At 40.8% G+C, this 23,008-nt stretch carries 15 protein-coding genes; 5 read left to right on the top strand and 10 right to left on the bottom strand.

All coding sequences use genetic code 11. The features are described from left to right. Positions 1 to 16 precede the first annotated feature (16 nt). The 3 genes from ACM0OW_RS21770 to ACM0OW_RS21760 all read right to left on the bottom strand — a co-directional run bounded on the left by ACM0OW_RS21770 (position 17) and on the right by ACM0OW_RS21760 (position 4,242). Positions 17 to 865 carry a hypothetical protein gene (locus tag ACM0OW_RS21770; protein ID WP_414552275.1) on the bottom strand — a complete coding sequence of 283 codons (849 nt, stop codon included), beginning with the start codon at positions 863 to 865 and terminating at the stop codon, positions 17 to 19. 252 nt (positions 866 to 1,117) lie between these two features. After that, positions 1,118 to 2,176, bottom strand: a complete 1,059-nt coding sequence (mtnA, locus tag ACM0OW_RS21765; protein WP_414552273.1) for an S-methyl-5-thioribose-1-phosphate isomerase — start codon at positions 2,174 to 2,176, stop codon at positions 1,118 to 1,120. A gap of 56 nt (positions 2,177 to 2,232) precedes the next feature. Next, complete coding sequence (locus ACM0OW_RS21760) at positions 2,233 to 4,242, bottom strand: cation:proton antiporter (protein ID WP_414552271.1); 2,010 nt, start codon at positions 4,240 to 4,242, stop codon at positions 2,233 to 2,235. Positions 4,243 to 4,622: 380 nt separating this feature from the next. On the opposite strand from ACM0OW_RS21760, the gene ACM0OW_RS21755 reads away from it, so the two are divergent. After that, positions 4,623 to 4,880 (top strand): GIY-YIG nuclease family protein, encoded by a 258-nt coding sequence (locus ACM0OW_RS21755; protein WP_414552269.1) that lies wholly within the window; start codon positions 4,623 to 4,625, stop codon positions 4,878 to 4,880. A 238-nt stretch (positions 4,881 to 5,118) separates the two neighbouring features. Here the strand turns inward: ACM0OW_RS21755 and dxs are convergent, their stop codons facing one another. Then, a complete protein-coding gene (gene dxs / locus ACM0OW_RS21750) occupies positions 5,119 to 7,026 on the bottom strand; it encodes a 1-deoxy-D-xylulose-5-phosphate synthase (protein ID WP_414552267.1) in 1,908 nt (635 codons plus the stop codon). 87 nt (positions 7,027 to 7,113) lie between these two features. Beyond that, positions 7,114 to 7,794, bottom strand: a complete 681-nt coding sequence (locus ACM0OW_RS21745) for an S-layer homology domain-containing protein (RefSeq protein WP_414552319.1) — start codon at positions 7,792 to 7,794, stop codon at positions 7,114 to 7,116. A gap of 639 nt (positions 7,795 to 8,433) precedes the next feature. Here ACM0OW_RS21745 and rpiA point away from each other — a divergent pair. Further along, entirely contained in the window at positions 8,434 to 9,144 is a 711-nt protein-coding gene (rpiA, locus tag ACM0OW_RS21740) for a ribose-5-phosphate isomerase RpiA (RefSeq protein ID WP_414552265.1), read from the top strand. 111 nt (positions 9,145 to 9,255) lie between these two features. Here rpiA and ACM0OW_RS21735 read toward each other — a convergent pair whose 3' ends face one another. From ACM0OW_RS21735 to acsF, 3 genes are all read right to left on the bottom strand, one after another. After that, entirely contained in the window at positions 9,256 to 10,836 is a 1,581-nt protein-coding gene (locus ACM0OW_RS21735) for a tetratricopeptide repeat protein (protein WP_414552263.1), read from the bottom strand. A 169-nt stretch (positions 10,837 to 11,005) separates the two neighbouring features. Then, positions 11,006 to 11,227, bottom strand: a complete 222-nt coding sequence (locus ACM0OW_RS21730) for a hypothetical protein (protein ID WP_414552261.1) — start codon at positions 11,225 to 11,227, stop codon at positions 11,006 to 11,008. Between the two features lie 57 nt (positions 11,228 to 11,284). After that, positions 11,285 to 12,346 carry a magnesium-protoporphyrin IX monomethyl ester (oxidative) cyclase gene (gene acsF, locus ACM0OW_RS21725; protein WP_414552259.1) on the bottom strand — a complete coding sequence of 354 codons (1,062 nt, stop codon included), beginning with the start codon at positions 12,344 to 12,346 and terminating at the stop codon, positions 11,285 to 11,287. A 258-nt stretch (positions 12,347 to 12,604) separates the two neighbouring features. Here acsF and ACM0OW_RS21720 point away from each other — a divergent pair, with 258 nt between their 5' ends. Continuing rightward, the gene (locus ACM0OW_RS21720) at positions 12,605 to 15,073 is read left to right on the top strand and encodes a GH116 family glycosyl hydrolase (RefSeq protein ID WP_414552257.1); all 2,469 of its coding nucleotides are present in this window, start codon (positions 12,605 to 12,607) and stop codon (positions 15,071 to 15,073) included. Between the two features lie 213 nt (positions 15,074 to 15,286). Here ACM0OW_RS21720 and ACM0OW_RS21715 read toward each other — a convergent pair whose 3' ends face one another. Together ACM0OW_RS21715 and ACM0OW_RS21710 are read right to left on the bottom strand one after the other, a co-directional pair. After that, entirely contained in the window at positions 15,287 to 16,141 is an 855-nt protein-coding gene (locus tag ACM0OW_RS21715) for a glycine-rich domain-containing protein (RefSeq protein ID WP_414552254.1), read from the bottom strand. A 113-nt stretch (positions 16,142 to 16,254) separates the two neighbouring features. After that, complete coding sequence (locus ACM0OW_RS21710; protein WP_414552252.1) at positions 16,255 to 17,148, bottom strand: aspartoacylase; 894 nt, start codon at positions 17,146 to 17,148, stop codon at positions 16,255 to 16,257. 132 nt (positions 17,149 to 17,280) lie between these two features. Here ACM0OW_RS21710 and ACM0OW_RS21705 point away from each other — a divergent pair, with 132 nt between their 5' ends. Together ACM0OW_RS21705 and ACM0OW_RS21700 are read left to right on the top strand one after the other, a co-directional pair. Next, positions 17,281 to 18,222 (top strand): LysR family transcriptional regulator, encoded by a 942-nt coding sequence (locus tag ACM0OW_RS21705; protein WP_414552250.1) that lies wholly within the window; start codon positions 17,281 to 17,283, stop codon positions 18,220 to 18,222. 725 nt (positions 18,223 to 18,947) lie between these two features. Further along, positions 18,948 to 21,980: an ABC transporter transmembrane domain-containing protein gene (locus tag ACM0OW_RS21700; RefSeq protein WP_414552248.1), complete on the top strand. Its 3,033-nt coding sequence runs from the start codon at positions 18,948 to 18,950 to the stop codon at positions 21,978 to 21,980. The last annotated feature ends 1,028 nt before the right edge of the window (positions 21,981 to 23,008 follow it).

Raw genomic sequence — 23,008 nt, 5'->3', positions numbered from 1 at the left:
GGCTTGGTGATAAAATTTAGCTAGAAGGTACAAGTTTAAATCCTGTCGCATTCAGGATTTCTTTGTCGCCTTGCTTGACTATGAGGGTAGAGGGACCATTCCCATCTTCTATAATCACTTGTGACCAAATATATCGATAATCTCCATTCACCCAACCCATCACACATTCACCACGCCGACAGCTAACTTTACCACCTGTTAAGTTGATACATTTGCCTTGAGCATCACATCCTTTATAAGTCACATTTCCGGTATTGTTTACCCCTGACCAAGAGTCGCTATTACCAATGGTGATTGTCCATTTACCATTACTGTAAGTAGATGAATTACTAGCTTGGGGTTTAGTTGGTGTTTTTTCTCCCAAAATTTCCATTTGAGAAATTATTGATTCTTCACGACTTTTACCGCACGGTTCAATACTTTCGCAATCATTTAATGATGCGATTTCATACGATAGACGTACTTTCTGATTTAAATATTTTTCTGATTCTGCACAAATTTCAAAGGATGCACCTACACGATGTTCTTTACCCTGTTCATCTACTATGGTGGCGTAGCAGATAATATCACCTGTGACTAATTCTTTAACTGTACCAACTTTGAGTTGATTATTAGCAACTGCTTGAGTTGGATTATTACTGGAATTTCTATTTCCTGCTTCTGTTGTTTTTTGTTTAATTCTAGTATCTACCTGGGAAGGTGTAGTTTCATTAGAAGTTGTTGCAGTCTCTTGTTTAGATTCCGTTTGAATTGTTTCAACAGTATTACTTGTAGTTTCATTGACAGTATCAGTGGGCAAACTACCGCAACTTGTAATCAAGATTGAAGAAACAATTAAGGCAATTGTGGGGATTAACTTGTTCATATATGTTTTTTGGAAAATCTAAATATTACTCGTGTCATTTCCGATATAAGCCAACTACAGTGTTAACGTCCATAATTTCGGACTGAATAGGTAAAAAAGTAACAAAAATTTCTTGTACAGACGCGATTGATCGCGTCTTGTGTAGGACTTACGCATAATCTACGTTTTCTTGGCGTTCTTGGCGGCTTGGCGGTTCGATAAATCAAGATTTTTGGTAATTGTTGCGTAAGTCCTGTTGTGTACAAACTTGATTTATCGTGTTTCAGCATTACTCAATGGCTGAGGCTGAGATGTTGCCAAATCACCAGGAACAAATGCCCCATTTTCAGTGATTATGGCTGTAATTAACTCAGCCGGAGTCACATCAAATGCGGGATTGTAGAAATCCACACCCGAAGGTGTCAGCATAGTCTCGCCAACTTGGTAAATTTCCTCTGGGTTACGTTCCTCAATGGGAATCTGACTACCATCAGCTAAGGCAAAATCGACGGTAGAAAAAGGAGCTGCAACGAAGAAAGGGATATGATGGGCTTGAGCTGCGATCGCTACACTATAAGTTCCGATTTTATTCGCAGTATCGCCATTAGCAGCAATGCGGTCAGCACCCACAACTACAGCATGAATTAAACCCTGTTTCATACAATGGGCAGCCATACTATCAGTAATTACCGTAACGGGAATACCTTCTTGAACACATTCCCAAGCCGTAAGTTTTGCCCCCTGCAAACGCGGACGAGTTTCATCAGCAAATACACGTTCTAAACGTCCTTCTCTCCAAGCAGAACGGACAACACCCAATGCTGTACCGTAACCAGCAGTAGCCAACGCCCCAGCATTGCAGTGAGTTAGAATCGTCAGCTTTTCAGGAGTGCTAGGTAACACTGTCAAACCATGATCACCAATAGCCTGACAGGTTTGCACATCTTCAGCATTAATCGCTTCGGCTGTTTGCAAAAGCTTCTGTTTAATTTCTGCTACAGTCCCCAAACTTTCGTAAGCAGTCTTCATCATCCGGCTAATAGCCCAAAACAAATTAACTGCTGTGGGGCGAGTAGAACGCAACAACTCAGCCACCTTTTCTAAGCGTTCTAAAAACTCATGCTGATTTTCCGTCTCAATTTCCCGCGCCCCCAGATACATCCCATAAGCAGCAGCCACACCAATAGCCGGCGCACCTCGGACAATCATAGTTTTAATCGCCCGTGCCATATCATCACTACGGTGAATCTGCACAAAAGTATACTCATTAGGTAAACGAGTTTGATCAATCAAAGAAACCGAATCATTCTGCCAAATAACAGGATAAAGCATAAAAAACCAGATAAATAACTCAACTCTTCTCTTACTCTCTGCGCCTCTGCGTGAAACTACTGCGGAAAATACGCTATAATCATTGCCACTTCAGGATGACTACGAGCGATCGCCTCCGGTGCATGACCCAGAAGAGAGAACAACTGAGTTTTTTGTTCAACAGTTCCATTTAACACCAGCAGGTCGTTAGTTTTAAGTAACCGCGAAACTTGGCGGACAAAATTCCCGCGCACCTTTTGAATTGGTGTATCGGGTGGTATCTGAATATCAGTAAGTTCCACAGATACTCCTCTGACTGGTACTACGTGTAACAATTGTAGCGATGCTTTGAGTTCTGTAGCCAAACTTTTAGCTAATTGGATACTTTCTTTAAAAGAACTAGCATAAGTCTGTTGGGTCGTGAAAGCTATAAACACACGCCTTGTATGCTCAATTGGTAATGGAAATCGACTGACTAAAACTGGTACAGAACTGCGATTTACAATCTTATCAATCACACCGCCAAATAAATTTTCCTGATAAGTAGAGTAACCCTTCCAACCGCAAACAATTACACTCGCTTGTTTTTCTTCGGCGACACGGGCAATACCCTTATCAATAGATTCATCAATGCGACCAATGGGAGTAACATTAGTCACAGCAGCATGGGCAATCATTTCGGCTGTTGATAATAACTGCTTTTGTCTGGTTTTATCCTCTGGGGAAATAGTGGAATTCTGCTCAAGTAAAATGTGAAGCGGTAGCAGAGTTCCTTTAGCCGATTTTGCGAGGAGAATCGCCAATTGTAGGAGATTATCTTCAGTGCTGGGGTTAGCAACTGGGACTAAAACGCGATCGCCTATGGTTCCTGTCTTCGGGATTTGAGTTGTGACTTCTCCTGGCTGCATTTTTTGCCCCCATTGCGCTGTCACCCAAGGAGAAGCAACACAGGTCACTAAAATCATGGCGATCGTGCCATTTACAGTCAATTGGTCAACTAACTCAATATTAAAAGCAACAGTAATCGCCGCTAGAGTAGAAGCCGCCTGAGCTACCGATAGCCCAAACATCACCATAATATTGTCAAAATTGAATCCAAATAATTTACCCGCGCCCCAAGCCGGGATAAACTTGGAACCAAGAGCAGCACTCACCATCACACCTGATACTACAAGCGCTCGTGGTTCTTGAAACAGAATGCGGGGATTGACCAACATTCCTACAGAAATCAGGAAAAACGGCACAAATAACGTATTGCCAATAAATTGAATCCGATTCATTAAGGGGCTAAGTTGCGGTATCAGTTGGGTAATGGCAACTCCAGCTAAAAAAGCCCCAATAATTGGCTCAATTTGGATTAATTGTGCGGCGTAGGAAACCACAAACAAACTAGCTAAAACAAAGGTAAACTCTGCCCCTTCGTCATGTCCAAAGCGCTGAAAAAACCAACGTCCCAAACGAGGTAATCCCCACAAAATCAGGAAGGTATAAATAATCAGTGAAGGAATCAAGAATAGCCAAAACTGTAAAGTTAAATTACCTTCATGCGCTCTCACCACCACCGCTAACACTAAAAGTGCCAAAATATTGGTAATTAATGTCCCGCCCAGAGTGGTAGTCATCACTTGCGATCGCATGATACCCAGTTTGCTGGCTACAGGTAATGCTAATAGGGTATGGGAGGCAAAACATGATGCAACCAGAATAGCGGGTAACAATTCGTAGCCAATAGCCATCATAGCTCCAGTACCCAATGCCATAGGTACACAAAAAGTCGCCAGCCCAAAAATTACCGCCTTATCAGCGTTATATTTCATGTCATCCAGGCTAGTCTCCAGTCCCGCCATGAACATGAGAAATAATAAACCCACTGTACCCAGTAGGATAATTGTGCTATCTCGTGCCAACAATCCCAGCCCATTTGGCCCGACTACAACCCCAGCCAAGATTAAACCCACAATTCCCGGTAGGCGAATCTTCTCAAATAGCAGGGGAGCAATGAGCATAATCCCCAAAATCATCAAAAACACCGGCACAGGGTCTTTAATCGGTGTTGATATCAGGGTAGTCATTAATAAGTTAGTCATATTCTGCCCTTGGGTTGCGATCTCATCTAGTCTCATAGCTATTATTCAGGCACTATACTTAGCTGCACTGACTCAAATATTAGTACCTTCTCAAAAGTTCGATCACATTAAGAGCGCTTTAATATAACGCGCAAGTCCCCTCCCTCACTGTACCCATAGGGTAGTGAATGGGAACTACTTCCTTTCTAGTTGGGCATTAAAATTAATAGTAATGTTACTTTGACCAAGATGGGATGTAAAGTTATTATAAAGTGATGAACATTATTTTTTATCATAATTAACTCTGGGAGTTTCGGGATCAAAATTAATAGAATAAATCAATACTGTAGCCGTATTTCTCTATGAGATAGTCAAACGTAGTAATTCAGAGGTAAACGTATATGACCCAAGGCTTTGTCTATGTTCTCCTTAATCCATCTTTTCCAGATCAGGTGAAAATTGGACGAACAGAGAAAGACTCTGAAATTAGAGCAAGAAAATTATGGACAACTGGTGTTCCAACTCCTTTTCTTGTTATTTATGATGAGTTGGTATCAGACTGCGAAGTAGTTGAAAGCCATTTACACGAGAGATTTGCAGCTTACCGTGTTAATTCATGTCGAGAGTTCTTCCGAATTCCCGTTCGTGAAGCTAAATGATAATGGTGGGTTACGGACTTGAGTCCTAACCCACCCTACTGGCGTGACTTTATCCTGATATTTTAAATAGATTAGATCGTCTTACAAACAGGTTCTCAAAGATTTCTCAAAGCGATCATTGGTTCAACCTTTGAGAATTGCTCACAATAGTTAATTAAATTACTGAATGAATAAGTCTTTAAATTTTAGGGACAATTCATGAATTGCCCCTAATTTATAAACAGATGTCTAGTCTTAACTAGACAACAGGAGATGCTTGCTTTTGAAAGAAAGCAGCCATGACTCTTTCAGCGATTTGACGACTAGTTAAACCTAATTCCGCCTTAGATTCATCTGGTGTCGCATGGTCTACCAACTCATCGGGTACACCAATTCGCTTAATTGGAACCACAACATCAGCATCTAGTAATGCTTCAGCCACAGCTGAACCAAAACCACCCATTACACAGCCTTCTTCCAAAGTGACAACCCGGCCGATTTGCTTCGCCAATGGCAAAATTAATTCTGTATCCAAAGGCTTGACAAAACGGGCATTAATCACAGTGGCTTCAATACCATGTTCGCTGAGAATTTCCGCTACTTGCATACTGGGATATACCATAGTCCCGTAACCGATGAGTAACACATCATCACCGTTACGTAGAATTTCTCCCTTACCAATTTCTAAAGGTTCCCAGCCTTCTTCCATCAGGGGAACACCATAACCGTTACCACGGGGATAGCGCATGGCAATTGGTCCACTGGTATGATTAATGCCAGTTACTACCATGCGTTGTAGTTCGGCTTCGTCCTTGGGTGCCATCATCACCATATTGGGAATACAGCGCAGATAAGCGATGTCATACATACCTTGGTGTGTGGGACCATCAGCACCAACAATGCCCGCCCTGTCTAAACAGAAGAATACAGGTAGGTTTTGAATACAAACATCGTGAATTATCTGGTCATAAGCCCTTTGCAAGAAAGTGGAGTAAATAGCCGCTACAGGGCGCATTCCTTCACTAGCCATCGCCGCAGCTAGGGTGATAGCGTGTTGCTCCGCAATACCGACATCAATATATTGATTGGGTAGTTTAGCTTGAAGTTTATCTAAACCTGTTCCCGTAGCCATTGCGGCGGTAATACCCACAATTTTGGGGTTTTGTTCGGCAAGTTTGACTAAAGTGTGGGAAAAGACTTTGGCGTAAGCCGGGGGTTTGGGCTTACTTGAAGGAACCGCTTTACCTGTGGTCAAGTTAAATGGGCTTTGGGCATGATAGCCTACTTTGTCTAGTTCAGCGATTTCGTAGCCTTTACCTTTAACTGTAATCACATGAACCAAAACTGGCCCTGTCATTTCATGTGCTTGGTTGAATGTAGCAATTAATTCTTCTAAATTATGCCCATCCACTGGTCCAATATAAGTAAAACCTAGTTCTTCAAAAACCGCACCAACTTTGGGAACCGCTAAACGCTTCATTCCTTCTTTGATGCGTCCGAGTTCGGGAGACAAAGATTCACCAACAAAGGGAATTTGCTTAAACTGTTCTTCAAAATTATCTTTGATAAACTGCACGGGTGCGCTGAGGCGCATTTTATTCAGGTAGCGAGGAATTGCGCCGACGTTGGGAGAGATGGACATCTCGTTGTCGTTGAGAACCACCAGCAGTTTTGTTTTAGGTAAGTGTCCCGCATGGTTGATGGCTTCTAACGCCATACCACCAGTTAAAGCACCATCACCAATTACGGCTACTGATTTAAATTTTTCTCCTTTTAATTCTCCCGCTAAAGCCATACCCAAGGCTGCGGAAATACTGGTAGAAGCGTGTCCAGCACCAAAGTGATCGAATTTGCTTTCACACCGTTTGAGATAACCAGCAACTCCAGCTTTTTGTCTGAGGGTATGAAAGTCGTTGTAGCGTCCTGTCAGCAGTTTGTGGGGATAAGCTTGATGTCCCACATCCCAAATGACTTTATCCCGATCCAAATCCAGTGTCTGGTAAAGTCCTAGTGTTAACTCTACAACTCCCAAACCAGGGCCGAGATGTCCCCCACTTGTGGCTACGGTTTGTAGGTGCTTGTCTCGAATCTGACGGGCGATTTGTTGCAATTGTCGGATCGACAAACCATGCAACTGGTTAGGATGGGTGATTTCACTCAGATGCATATTATAGTGTGTTCCTCTCTAAACTCTACTTCTAACATTCTTTGATTTTCCCACGGTGGGGATGCTTCTAAAATTATCCGCTTCCCTTTACAGTGATTCAGGGCTACGGGTAACACCAGGAACTATTGGCATTTCTGGTTGTGGCTGCTGTCTTTGTAGATACTGACTCAACAGATAAGCCATGTCTCCACGGGTCATTGGCCGTAATGGGGAAATATTATTTTGGGCATCTGTGTTAATAAATCCTTCCGCAACTACTGTCGCGATCGCTCTTCTAGCCCATACTGGAATTAATGCTGCATCTGGATGCGGCTGAAGTAGTTCCTTTACGGTGTCATCACCAAATTGAAATACACCATAAGCTTGGGCAAAAATCGCTAAACCTTCTGCCCTAGTAACTCTTTGATTAGGGAAGAATAAATTGCCTCGATATCCTCTCATAATGTCAGTTTTAAGCACTGCCTGAATATCATTAAATGCCCAATGAGAACGGGGAACATCTGGCAAAATTTTAGCCTCTTGTTGTTTAACAGCTTCGCGTTGATCAAGTTTAAATGCTTTCACCAAAATTGCAGCTAGTTCTGCACGATTAATCATCCTTTCTGGATAAAAGTTTCCATCAGGTGAATTTGTCATTAAGTTAGCTGTAATTACCTGTTGAATTGCTTCAGATGTCAATTCTTCAGTAGGTTCCAGCGCTCTAGCAGCACTTAATGGCAGGTTTTGCAGTAGTAATACTAAGGAAAAAGTACCTAGCAACTTTCGCATATTGATCATGATTTTCATTTGGCTACTCTGCATCTACAAACAACTCAGAGACTCACCTTTGTGGGTGATACTCAGAATATTGACTTGGGCTGATTGACGCATTTTCGCTTGACAAAGTTGCCATTATTAGGTAAAGAGCTAGGGTAACGGTTTTTAGTTAATAAATCATGGCTGACTAATTATATGGGTGGACAATTTTTGCTAATTCAAATTTGATTAAGCTTGAGCTTTTTTGATTTAGCCTGCATAGTCTATACTAACTAACTTTATTGGGACATTTCAGATTATTAGTGTTCAGATTAAATCTAAAATACTCCTATTTGAAAATGTCAGGTTAGTTTGATCAGCACGACAGAACAAACCCTAAAAGTAGGGCAGTGAGAATTTATCACGGGATATCCACAATTGAAATTAAGTAATCATTATAACGACGGTCAAAATAATTTTACGTGGTATTAAATTTGATATTTAAGCCAGACAAATATTATAACCTAACTGCCTTGATGCTGTTATGTAGCTGATAAATTAGGTATTTTGCGGAAATAATGAGAAATTTTGGGTGAGTGAATTAGGAATTGCCGAGGATGTAGTATAGTCGGCCGTGATAGACCATTTAGTCAATATTTCAGGAGTTTTGGGATGAGCGCAACAGCAGACCCAGTAAAGTTGATGAAGCAAGAAGTTGGTAAAGCCGCAGCTGCCCTGGTAAAATCAGGCTCGATTGTGGGCTTGGGTACAGGATCAACCACAGCTTATACTATTCAGTTTTTAGGCGATCGCATCAAATCCGGTGAACTTAAAGATATAGTGGGTATCCCTACCTCTTTTCAGTCAGAAGTGCTGGCGAAAGAATACGGTGTACCTCTGACTACCTTAGATGCTGTTGACCACATTGATATTGCCATTGATGGGGCTGATGAAGTTGACCCCCAAAAGAATTTGATTAAAGGCGGTGGTGCAGCACATACCCGCGAAAAAGTAGTAGATTACTTAGCAGAGCAATTTATCGTTGTGGTTGATAGCGGTAAGTTAGTCGAGCGTTTGGGTTCTTCTTTTGCCGTACCTGTAGAAGTGATACCTATGGCAATTACCCCTGTTACCAACGCCATTAAAAAACTCGGTGGTAAACCGGAACTCCGCATGGGTGTTAAAAAAGCCGGTCCAGTAATTACCGACCAAGGCAATATGGTATTAGATGTCAGATTTGATTCTATTGACGACCCCGTTGCCCTAGAGAAAACACTGAATAATATTCCTGGTGTTTTGGAAAATGGTATCTTCGTCAATTGTGCCGATGTAGTTCTAGTGGGCGAAGTTAAAGACGGTCAGCCTTTAGTCCGTCAACTGTAAGAGAGACTGGGAACTGGGAAAGCTTGTAGGGGCGGGTTTAGTCACTTTGAATGATTCTGTAAACCCGCCTCTACTGGGGAAGGGGTGAAAATCTTGGTCATCGCCCTAGTATTAGAGATTTTCAACTCGTAACTGAGTATCCGAATTTTTCCATGCTGTAGCGAATTCGGTTTGTACAAGTTTTGCAGCGTCATCTTTTCCCTGGGCTTGCAAACTGGCTTGTAAGCCAAATAGAGCGCGTCCGTTATGGGGATATTTCTCTAAATCTTCACGGAAAATTCTCTCAGCTGCTGCATAATCGCCTTTAGCTAACAGTACACTCCCCAATGCTTCCCTTGTGGGTAAGTACCAGTCTGGTGGTTCTACGTAATCAAGAGCATCTTCTGCTGTCACTGCTTGCTGTAGTAATTTAATGGCCGAATCGTAGTCATTCTGGGTTCTGGCAATTTTGGCATCTAGCACTTTTGCAGCAATATCTAAAATCCGATTAGCTGGGGTTAATCCAATGGTTGCTTCTGCGGGAAGTTTTTTTGTTGCAGCTACTAATGCTTGGCTTTCACTGACTGCATCTTCTAAGTTACCTGTAGCTGCCTTAGCCATACCACGAGCAAAATGCCAGAGTGCATTTGTGGTCGGTAATTTGGCATCAGGAGGTGGTGTCTTTAAAATGGCATCCCAGTCACTAAACCGCACCTGAACCAGCATTTTATTACCCAGAAAACCCTCAAGCATTGGTAAATAGGGGTCAATAGAGGCAACATTTGTGACTAATTTATCGGCAGCTTTTAGGGCATCCTCATATCTGCCTGCCATGCTGCTGGCTACCATCAGAAAATGTACGTTGTGATTGTAGTACATCTGGGGGTAAATACCCTCAACTTGATGATTACGCAGATAAATATCATCTTGCGCGATCGCCTGCTGATTTGACCGCATTGCCCCCTCATAATCTCCCACACGAAAATAAATATGGGCAGGCATATGTACTAAATGTCCGGCGGCGGGAACCAGAGTTTCTAGTCTTTTCGCACTTTGCAGGGCGCGTTCTGGGTGCGGTGATGCTTCCACTGTATGAATATAGTAATGATTCGCTCCAAGGTGGTTCGGATCACGTTGGATGACTGATTCTAAAACAGCAAGAATTTCTGCTGTATCTGACTCTGGTTGACCATCTTTATGCCAAAGTTGCCAGGGATGTAAATCCATCAGACTTTCAGCGTAAAGTGTAGCTGCATCTAAATCATCAGGGTAGCGCTGAACTAAGTTTTTCATGGCTGCGGCATAATTTACAGCCAGTTGAGCCAAATCTGCATCTGGTTTGTTCGTGTAACGCTTTGCTAAAGCAGTGATATAGTCTTGTTCTGGGACTGATGCTTGAGGAGAAAGTGTTAAAGCTTTCTGTATAGCTTGATAAGCGACTTGTTCCCGTTGAGGATCTATATCTAAGTTAATATTCGCACCTACACCCAAGGCAATTCCCCAATATGCCATTGCCATTTGCGGATCTAGTGCGGCCGCTTCCTGAAATGAACGTACTGCTTCATCATGGTTAAAAGCGTAAATTAAATTTAAGCCCTGATCGAAAAACTTTTGCGCTTCTGGATTATCGGTAGTAACGACATGGTGGTGTGTTCCCAGTCCAGATATGAAATTATCGGGCTGTTTTGTTTGAGCAAGTGCCTCTGAGGGCATGACTAATGAGAGTATTAGTAGACAGACTATTAAAAAACACTTCATTTGTGAGGCTCCGGTTTGACAAGTTTGCCATATAAATGTAATTACAAACTGTAAAATCCCCAAATCTCTTGGTATTCCTCAAACCTTCGTTACAACCTATCCAAAAGCTATCCAACGGAAAGCTTCACCATTGTTTAAGACAGTCAGTAATCACCTTAACTGCCATATTAGCTCCATTTTCGCTTTGAATAATTTCTCCCAATAGTTTGGCTGTCTGCTGTACCTCCTTGTTTAAAACATACGTAATAGCCGCAGATAGTTTTTCAGCCGTCAGCTTTTTTTTGGGAATCGGCTTCGCACCCACACCAAGTTCATAAACGCGCCCTCCCCATAAAATACTTGTCATTCAGAAAAGTTAGCGCAAGCGTTTGTGAAAGCAGGAGTGCTTCATGTAATTGCAGTTTTAAACTTTGGACAATTTCTTCTCTCTTGTATTAATTGATTTCATCATAAATAAACGTGATATAACTAAGAAAATATTGAAATAATGTGGAATTTTGCAGATCAATTTTAATAGCATATTCTGATTTGAAATATTAATTCTTTCATTTTCTGAAATATGCAGTAAGCAAATGTCTAATTTCTTAAAAAACCGTGATTCTTCAACATCAAGAACTATGGGCAAATCTTTTCTGATAGAGTTGTTGACCTTTTTTATGGTAGAGATATAGTATTCACGAGCATCTAGCCCAAGCAATGCAAGGAGTTTATCGTTACTCTTATACTTGAAGTATGTCATACTAAAAATCAACAGCAAAAAGAACTTGCAGACTAATCTTGCCCTTAATCCATTAGAAAGCTGTATTTGCGATTTAATAATTGTACCAAAAAAATCTCCATGTCGATTCTCATCTTCACTCCATGATTTATAAAAGCTAAAAAGAGGATAGATGGAGTGTTCAGGATGAGACTCTAAATGTTCAAAAATAGTTATGTAATAACAGCTAGAAATTCTCTCAGACAGATAGGTAGAGTAAATAAACCATGAAAAAGGTAGAAAAATATATTTTCTATGTTCTTTGTTTAGAAAATCTAATCCAGGTTTGATATAAAAATCTAAGAGAGCTTTATTTAGAAAGCTAGCGTGACGGGCTTCATCACGAGACATCAGGGAAAATCCATCTGAAAGGATGATGTTTGTTTCCTTAAGTTGATATGATAACTCTTTGTACAGGATGAATCCTGAGTACTCAGCAGCACAGTACATTTCCAGAAGTTTAATTATGAGTTCTCGCGCCTCACCTTGAATGTGGTCCCAGGACTGATTAAATCTCTCGTCACGTATATACTTGTCTTTAGTGTAGTCGCTTGTTAAATTAGCGACAGCAGTATTAAAGGCTTCTTGAAAGCTTAAGGTATCAATATTAGAAAATTTTCTGATGTTAGTTGTATAAAATCCTGGGGAAATGAGAGTTTCTTTCGCTAAAACCTCAATGTTTGACTGTGTGTTTTCAAAATATTCCATATTCTAAACTCCAGTATTAAATATCAGTCTCGATAATACTTCCAGAAAAGAACCTTCTTTCAAATGATTTATAGTGTCTAATCTACTAGGTAAGAAAGAAATTTGACAATATGCCTAAAAGTTGCCGGATGAGGATTTGGTATTGATGATCATACGCAATGGTAATACACTCTATTATGTGTACATTCTGGTAGCTTTTTCTAGATATGGATAGATTCTAGCTGACAGTTACATCCCCCCACGTTGTAAAATCAGGCGATGACCAAACCGCACTCGACCGTAATTCCCTCTTGCACTTGGAGCCGTCCCATTGGCTTAGGCTGGGACAAGCCCTATACTGTTCGCTACGCTAGTAATATTGATGATGGCCCTTGGCACGGTATGCCTTTAGGGGGCTTTGGTGCGGGTTGTATCGGTCGTTCTTCACGAGGAGACTTTAATCTCTGGCACATTGACGGCGGTGAACATACGTTTCAAAATATCCCCGCTTGTCAATTTAGTGTATTTGAATCTGATGGGACATCTTCTCAAAGTTATGCTTTGGCTACTGAACCACCCAAAAATGGTAGTCTCGCAGCTTGGAAATGGTATCCAGCATCTACAACCACACAGTCAACAGGAACTTATCACGCCTTATATCCCCGTAGTTGGTTTGTCTACGAAAATGTCTTGCAAGCACAGTTAACTTGTGAGCAGTTTTCACCAATTTGGGCAGAAAATTATCAAGAATCTAGTTATCCGGTGGCGGTGTTTAACTGGAATGCTCATAACCCCACAAATGCACCAATTACGCTGAGTATTATGCTGACTTGGCAAAATATGGTGGGCTGGTTTACTAATGCATTGAAGTCTCCAGAAGTGCAGATACGGGATGATGGTAGTCCGGTTTATGAATATCAGCCACGTTTAGGCGATAGTCAAGATAATTACAATTTAATAGTTGAAAATACAGAATATTTTAGTTGCATTTGTAGCCGGGTCGTTGATGATCAGTCAGTAGAGGAAGGCGATGGTAGTTGGTGTATTGCGACTATAAAACATCCCCAAGTAGAAGTATTTTATCATACTCGCTGGAATCCTGCGGGTACTGGATCAGATGTGTGGGAAAGCTTCGCTGCTGATGGTTCTTTACCTAATTATCAAGATGCTTCTCCGGCGTTAGAAAATACACAAATCGGGAGTGCGATCGCACTGCGTTTTACTCTCCAACCAGGGGAAACTTTAGACATTCCTTTTGTCTTATCTTGGGATTTTCCTGTAACAGAATTTGCCGCCGGAATTAATTATTACCGCAGATATACAGACTTTTTTGGTCGTGGTGGTAATCATGCTGAGGCGATCGCCTCTACTGCCCTGACTCAATATCAAACTTGGTATAAAAACATAGAAAATTGGCAACAGCCGATTATTGACAGAGAAGATTTACCCGACTGGTTTAAAATGGCTTTATTTAATGAGCTATATGACCTCACAAGCGGTGGAACTCTCTGGAGTGCAGCCTCAGAACTTGACCCCATTGGACAATTTGCGGTGCTGGAATGCTTAGATTATCGTTGGTACGAAAGTCTGGATGTGCGGTTATATGGTTCCTTTGGGCTATTACATCTGTTCCCGGAACTGGAAAAATCGGTAATGCGGGCGTTTGCTAGGGCAATTCCCCATAGTGACGACCATCAGCGTGTAATTGGCTACTACTACACTATTGGGGCAGATACCACCACCGCAGTTCGTAAGGTCGCAGGTGCAACACCTCACGATTTAGGCGCACCGAATGAACACGTTTGGGAAAAAACTAATTATACCTGCTATCAAGACTGCAATTTGTGGAAGGATTTGGGGAGTGATTTTGTCTTGCAAGTATACCGAGATTTTCTGCTAACTGGTGCTGATGATGTCCAGTTTTTGGCAGATTGTTGGGCGGGAATTGTGCAAACTCTCAACTATCTAAAAACCTTTGATTTAGATGGTGATGGGATTCCTGAGAACTCTGGCGCACCTGACCAAACTTTTGATGATTGGCGGTTACAGGGTGTGAGTGCTTATTGTGGGGGGTTGTGGTTGGCGGCTTTAGAAGCGGCGATCGCTATTAGTGATATTTTATTAACGAACCACAGAGGAGCCACTGCGGTCTTGGGGGTCTCCCCCATGAGCAAGTGGCGTAGCGCAGAGGACACAGAGGAGTTAGGACAGAGGTATCGGGTTTGGTTGGCGCAGTCGCGTACTGTATATCAAGAAAAGCTCTGGAATGGGCAGTATTTCCGCTTAGATAGTGAGAGTGGTTCTGATGTGGTGATGGCGGATCAATTGTGTGGACAATTCTATGCGCGGTTATTGGGATTGCCGGATATTGTACCAAGCGATCGCGCCTTGTCTGCTTTACAAACTGTTTATGATGCTTGTTTCCTCAAATTCTGTGATGGTGAGTTTGGGGCTGCTAATGGTGTGCGTCCTGATGGTTCCCCAGAAAATCCCAATGCTACCCATCCTTTGGAAGTCTGGACAGGGATTAACTTTGGATTGGCGGCTTTTCTCGTCCAAATGGGGATGCAGGAGGAAGCATTGAAATTAACAGGCGCTGTGGTGCAGCAAATTTACCGCAATGGTTTACAGTTCCGCACACCGGAAGCGATTACCGCATCTGGAACTTTCCGGGCTAGTACCTATCTGCGGGCGATGGCAATTTGGGCTATTTATCTCGTTATTGATTCTAAAAGGCACATTAGGTAGGCATCACAGTACCAAAATGGGGAAATTGTCCGCTAAAGTTCAAACTAACACGGGGTCAACTTTTAAAGAATTGCTTTCTCCTCTCAAATTCCTCAAATAACTATGCTTATGCTGCTAGTTTTCAGGAGAAATTGTCGTTTCAGACCATTGAAATTCTTTAGCGGACAAAAAAGCCTTTTTTAGGACGGTGATGCCAGATATAACTCATCACATTCAGGGGCAACAAGCACAACTATTGCAATTATTATTATTATTATTATTGCCATCACCTTTACTATTACCGCAACCGCCGAAGAAAGCAAAAATTATGACTATTATCCATAAAAGCCACCACCAAGACCACTCTGAAGGTTTGTCCGCGGTAGTCTGATTATTCTCAAAGGTAGATGTTGGTGTATTATCTGGGTGTGGAGTATTGTCAACCACCTGAGATATTACAAGTTCAGAGCTATACAAATGATTTGAATAGTTATGAGTATTAGCAATCACTGGTAAAAAGCTACTCATTGCTAGGACTAGCATAAATGATAACAGTGCTATTAGCATCGATTTCAACCCAGGCAATCGAAGAAAACTAAAGGATGGTTTGGGTATAATCCAGTAGGAACGAGTGTTTACTCGTGTGAACTGAACATTGTTATCGAATTGGATATTTAATGGCTGCCAAATATCAATCGGTGGGCGCTCATTAAATATTTTTTCATAGCTAATCAGCGTTTCGTTATACCACCTGTGATGCTTTTCCTGCTCGCTATCACCGCCACGACTAGGATGATGATGCAATGATTTATGTAAGATTTGTCCACAAAAATCATCCCAGTATGAGTGCGTGTAGGTTAAGTGCAAATGCCAAACTTGATCTACTTTAGCAGAAGGACTAACAGGATGCCCAGCGATAACGGCAAGAAAGACAAACTTTTTGTATTCTTTAATAACACGTTGGGTATATTCAGTTGTCCAACCGTTTTCTTTTGCTAATCGATGAGTAAATGATAAAACTGCATCAGGATCATCTAGAGAAAATATTTGAATATTTTGATAAAGCTTAATTTGTTGATTATTCATCATTGTTTAAAGTATTAAAAGTGAAATATTTAAGACCAAAATACAGGCAAGGGCATGAAAAGTAGAGCCAATGAATGAGTGTTTGAAAGTTTTTTTGTGTAAGCTCTAATTGTGGATTAGATAACAGCAATTATTTTCTTTTCGGTAAAACACATAGCAATACCTTTCTCGTAATAAGCAGCTTCATTGATAAAAACTGGATATACAGTTGACTTTCCTTGATAGGGAATTGTCTGACCATCAAATGTTAAGAATAGAGGATCATTAGGATTCAAAGCCTCATAATCTTGAAACTGAAGCTGAGGATGGATAAAAGCTTGAATTTCTCCAATTTCGTTTTTAGGATAATCAATTGATTCTATGTATTCATATAGAGTGAGAGTATTTTGTAAAAGTGGAATTTTTCCTTGGTTATACTGTTCTAAATAATCTAAAATTGCCGAAATTAGGGCTTCAGTTTTTAGAAATAATTCGGCATTTAAAACACCTTGTGCCACAGGACCGACTTCTATCGCCATACCAAATTTACCAAGCGATCGCAGCGAATTTAGACTGCGGCCGGATTCAGCAGAACTATAAATTTTAACTGCGGGATTAGTGACACTAAGGTATGTAGCTAGTTGCAGAATAAAAGGTTCTTCACTATCTATAATGATACTCAAACCCATATTGGCAGTTGTACTATGTAAATCCAAGATCAGGTCAATAGGGGTTTTACCATTGGGGCCAAACAATTGGTCAATTTTTTTAGCTTGCAAATCCTCGTAACCAGAAAGTGTTGTATTCTGTAAATCTTGACGCAGAAAGCAGCGATTTAAATCCCTGTCAATGTATCTTGTGACTGCTGCAAAAGCTTGAGGATTAGCAAACAGCGTATGGGTTTCAAAACTGGATCTGCGAATTAAGTTAAGCTCTTGTTCATATTTTTTCATCAAGTATGCTCCAGTGAACTCATTCCCATGTGTTCCCGCCGCAATCAATACCCGATTGACTTTGCTATTAAGCTTCATTTCTGGTTTTTAAGTAGTAAATGGTTGTGTTCTCCTGAACATAACTTAGAAAACAATGATATAATCATCTTGTTTATGCAACATTCCATGATTAAAACGTCATAATGCTGAAAACACAAGCACTTTAGCCCTATGAATAACCCGAAACTGCGCGATCGCAAATGGTCGAATTGGGATGAACTCGAACTGCGTCATTTGAAGTATGCGATCGCTGTCAGTGAGAAACAGGGATTTACCAGCGCTGCGGCATATCTGGAAATCGATCAGGGATTTTTGAGTAAACAAATAAAGTGGTTGGAAAAAAAAATTGGCTTTCAGCTATTTGATCGCGGTCATCGTCCATTGACATTAACAAACGCTGGACATGAGTTTTTGCAAGCAGCTCGTCAAATTTTAGAGCAAACTGAAAATGCAATTGAATTAGCTCAACGTGCCAGTCGGGGTGAAACAGGACGATTAAATATAGGCATCAACACCTCTATCGCTAACACCAAACTACCCGACATCCTTAAAGCATTTTATGAAAAATTTCCCAATGTGGAACTCGTATTATATGAACTAGCTTCCTATGACCAAATTGAAAAACTGCAAAAACAACAACTTGATGTAGGCTTCTTTCATTTACATAATTTGCAGAATATTAACATTAGTCATGATAATGTTTTAACTTCTATGTCGATTCTTCAAGAATCATTGGTGATCGTTTTACCGGAAAAGCATCGTTTGGTAAAACAAATGAGCATTTCATTAGCAGCACTGGCAAATGAGAGATTTATCTTACCACCACATAGCCTACTCTATGGCTTGCGTGATCAAATTGATCGACTGTGCATGGATGCAGGTTTTAAGCCAAAAATTAGACAAGAAGCCGCATGGATATCAACCGTTCTCAGTTTAGTTGCAGGTGGAATGGGAATTGCATTACTTCCGGCTAACGTTCAAAATACTCCCCGCACTGGTGTAGTCTATCGCTCAATCCAAGAAAAATGTCCGATGTTAGAAATCGTTGCTGTTTGGCGACAGGATAATTTGTCTATGATTTTAAAAAATTTCCGTGAGGTAATTGGGAATTAGCCAACAACAAGTAGTTATTGCGTATCGCTAAAGCGAAAGTTCCGAAGCGAGGAGGGGAACTGGATTTCCAGTTAAATTCTGTTTTTAGGGCTGGAAACTCGCTCTAGGCCTACTGTGTAGACGCAACGATTTTGGTAACGCTTGCTCAGGGTAATCTGTAGCTAAAAATACATAAGACTCGGTATTAGCAATTTTCAGTTTTATTTTCCGGGTGTTTCAGGAACCAAAAGAACATATAACTAGGGTTAAAAAAAGATTTCCTATACTTACAAAGTAAAACTGCTTTTTGCCAAAATACAAAGGTTGCTAATTTTATTCATCCAAATAATTAGTAAACTTTCTATCAAATATGATTTGACATCAGAATGCAAAAGCATCTGGTGAAAAGTTTGGCGTTCATTGCATTTGGGTTTTGTGGTAAATTCTAATTTTGACCATTATTGTCTAAAAAAGCCTAAAAAGATGAAATTTTATAATTTAGTGATTAATAACACCCTTACTTCTATTTTTACTATAGCGATGTTCATAAAAGTGAGAACAGGGTTGATAGGTCAAAGCCTTAAATTTAAAAAACTGGCTTTATACTCAGTACTTTGCGATAAACTCCAAAATTTCCTTCCTTTCTTTGTGTCCTTCTCCCAAGGGGAGACGCTAACGCGAATGCGGTATGCGCTGTGCGCCCGCTACGCTAACGTTCCTTTTGCTCATTCAGAGTTCGGGGAGATATGAACAACAATACCAGCAATCAACAATCTCCTACTCCAGCAGCCTCTATCCTCCAACTTTTACAGATAGTCGCAGGGGATACAAGTGTGGGGTCAGACTTTAGCCAAGCTTGGGTGATTCGAGAGTTTCAAGCCGGTGAGGATTTGAATGGAGACATTGAAGATACCAGCAATTGTCTGTATTTAATCTGTCAGGGACAAGTACGCTTGTGGGGTTTTGATGTAACTCTGGGGCGGGAAGTCTCTACACAATTATTATTCGCCGCGCAAACTTTTGGGGGAGAAAATTTATTTTGTGATCAAACTTTACCATATCGAGCGATCGCCACTAGTGCAGGTTGTGTAGCGCAAATAGCTATTGATGACCTGAGAAAATGGTTACATTCTATACCTAATTTAGAAAGTGACTTACAACTATCAACTTATCAGCAGCAAGCACTGATATTTTTTAAAACATATACTGAATGGTGTTCTCTCACCAGTGTCACTCCAGAAGAATTATTACCATACCTGATAGCCATAAAGATTACATCTGGTTTATCTTTACTAGAAGCAACTGCACAAGCACAGGGACACTTCTGGTTAGCAGGAGGCAAAATTGACAACTCATTACAGGTAGGAGATAGCTGGGTATATCCCGATGTTACATTTAATGATGGCATTGCCCAAACGGATTTATTAGTTTACTACCTGTCAACAGAAGATTGGGAAGCGGTAAAAGCTATAGTACCTGAAAATCAGGCAGCAGAAGCAGAATCAACTAATTCACCAATCGTCCAAATACCGCTTCCTGTTCCCCAGAGTAGTGAACACTCAGAGGATGATCCCGATGTAGAAGTGGAAGATATTGATGTTTCCCAAGGGAGAAACCAGCCACAATCCAGCGCTAAGTTATGGACTAAATATCCATTTATTCCCCAACAAAGTGGATCAGATAGTGGTGCAGCTTGTTTGGCAATGATTAGCCAGCATTGGGGTAAGCGCTGGGGACTCTACACCGTGCGAAATTTAGCCCAAGTCGAGCGCATGGGTGCATCTCTCCACGGTTTAGCCGCAGCGGCCGATAACTTGGGATACGATGTCCAAGCAGTGCGGGCTAATTTTGATAAATTAGATACTTATACAAATCCTTGGATAGCGGAGTGGCAAAAAATTAACTATGTTGTAGTTTGGCAAGTTAAAGGCGATCGCCTCTTAATTTCTGATCCAGCTATAGGTAAGCGGTGGCTATCCCTGGCGGAATTTACAGATGGTTGCACCGGCTACGCTTTACTTTTAAGCCCTACTAAACGTTTTCATACCCTGAGTAGCAGCAAAGTTTCTCTGAAACGTTATTGGGATACATTGCGACGTTACCGCAAATTACTCGGTCAAATTATTCTCGCCTCAATATTGGTGCAAGTAATTGGATTGGCTACTCCCCTATTTTCCCAGGTGGTAATCGACCAAGTAATACCCCTGAAAGATTTTGATACTTTAAATATTTTCGTGATTAGCTTCTTGAGTTTAGGTATTTGGCGCACTGTCTTAATTACACAGCGTCAATACATTTTGGAGTATATTGCCAATCGCATCAACGTTAACTTAATTGGTCATTTCATTAATCATACGTTGCAACTGCCGTTACAGTTTTTTGCATCACGCCCCATTGAAGACATTCTCAACCGTGTTCAGGAAAATAGTAAAATTCAATTATTCCTGACTCGTCAAGCTGTTAGTGGCATTATAGAACCTTTAATGGTGGTGATTTATCTGGGGCTAATGGCTTATTACAATTGGCAACTAACTCTACTGGTGTTGCTGTGGATATTCTTTATTGTCATTGTCAGTCTAGTTTCCAGTCCATTCCTCAAAAAAGCTTCACGGGAAATCGCCCAGGAATCAGTCGGACAAAATTCTTCGATCAGCGAAATGATCGCTGGTATTGTCACAGTCAAAACCGCAACAGCCGAATATGCAGTGCAGATGCATTGGGAGCAGCGTTTTCAGCAGATGTTGAAGGTGCGGTTGCGCGGGCGGAAGTTGGCGAGTAATTTACAACTGATTAAGAGTGGGGTTCATCATCTGGGTATCACAGCTATTTTATGGTTTGGGGTAAATCTGGTGATTAGTCAACAGATGTCGCTGGGGAAATTTGTCGCTTTTAATCTGCTGGTGAGTAATATTGCGATCGCAGTTGTGGCGTTGCTAGAGTTGTGGGATGAGTTCCCAGAGATCCAGGATTCTGTAGAAAGGTTAGAAGAAGTTTTAGCTTCCCAACCAGAAGAAAATTTTCATCAAACACCTCTCCCAGCCATACCTCCGATTCGGGGGGAAGTGCAATTTGAAAATGTTTCCTTTGCTTACAACCCCGATGAAGATCACGAGATTTTACAAAATATCTCTTTTCAGGTGAAACCACAGCAAACTATTGGCATTATCGGTGAGAGTGGCTCCGGTAAGAGTACTTTAGTGAATTTGCTGGCTGGTTTATATCGTCCCGACGCAGGGCAGATTTTGATTGATGGACAAGATATTTCCCTAGTTTCGCCCCAATCGTTGCGGAGTCAGTTGGGTTTTGTCCCACAGGAATGTTTTCTGTTTTCTGGAAGCATCTTAGAAAATATCACCCTGTACAGTTCTGAGTTTAGTCCAGAACAGGCGATCGCATCTGCCCAGTTAGCAGAAGCACACAACTTTATCGAAGCATTACCTTTGGGGTATAACACCCCAATCGGAGCCACAGGTATCAAGCTTTCTGCTGGACAAAAACAAAAAATTGCGATCGCTCGCGCCTTGATTAGGAACCCAGCTATTTTAATTTTGGATGAAGCAACTAACGCCCTAGATGCTGAATCAGAACGACGATTTCAGCAAAACTTAGCCCAAATGAGTCAACATCTGACCACCTTTATCATCTCTCACCGTCTATCTAGTGTGCGTCACGCCGACTGCATACTCGTCTTTAACAAAGGTGTGCTGCTTGAACAAGGTACTCACCAAGAATTAATGGCAAAAGCTGGTTTTTATCGTCACTTAGCCCAACTGCAATGATCAGATTGGTGATTTTCTTCCGGATCAACTTAGTAACAAACTCGACAAAATAAACTTCGCCGATTTCTTAAAATATCTCAATGGCGTTCAGGCCAAACCTGCTACATAATACGTTTTTCCACATCCTTTTGAGGATGTTTTATTTTAACTAGTGTCTGCAAATCTCAAATTTTGGGTAATAATACCATGAAGCATTAATAAGTACAAATTATTCTTTGTGCTGAGTTGCTAGAGCTTCAGGAAAATAAACGATCAGATTCGGGATTTTTTGCAGATGCACTTAGCCTACAATCCATTGCTAGTCAGCAATTACGGTTACATAGAACCAGAGAAATATCAACAATAGCTAGAAAATATTTTCAATAAGGACAGAAGCCGCAGATATTATGAGGTTTTTGATGTTATTTATATTGCTGTAATTGTCAGTTGTTTATTCATCTATTTAGTGGTAAATTTTCTAGTAAGTTCCTCAAGAAACAAGTCTCAAATGCATTTTAATCGAGGGGTTTGACCCCCTCACTGATTAGAGACTAAATGATATAAAATAGACCTAAGCAATAGAAAATTAGGGATAAAAAAGCTCAGTGAATTTAATGATATCTATCCTAAATCAAGCGATGACATTAACAGTAGACAGTAGTATACTTAATAAAGTTAGTCCTAAAGTTCTCCGATAAATAATTATTTATTTGCGAGAATAAACTGAATTTTCTTATACAAATGCTCTGAACTTTAGAGCTAAAATATACAATAAATTTATCAGGGAAAACTAATTTAATTAGCATTTCCAGCATTCAACAGGGGTCAAAGCTGCATCTACCAGGATTCATATAAAGCAGTACATAGACTTTTAATTGAAGGTCAGCTAATGGAAAGAATCTTCAGGTCAAATGCAGTTGTAACCTCAAGTCAAGGGAGAAGTTTACACATGAAAATTTACGATTTTTATTTTTACTACTATTTAGTTCTGCTTTTCTTAGCCAAACTCAAGCAACTAAGACAGACGCAGAGAACCGCAAAACTTTCTG

The organism is Anabaena sp. CCY 0017, assembly GCF_963920885.1.
GTDB lineage: Bacteria > Cyanobacteriota > Cyanobacteriia > Cyanobacteriales > Nostocaceae > Nodularia.
This window is presented reverse-complemented; position numbering and strand designations above follow the sequence as displayed.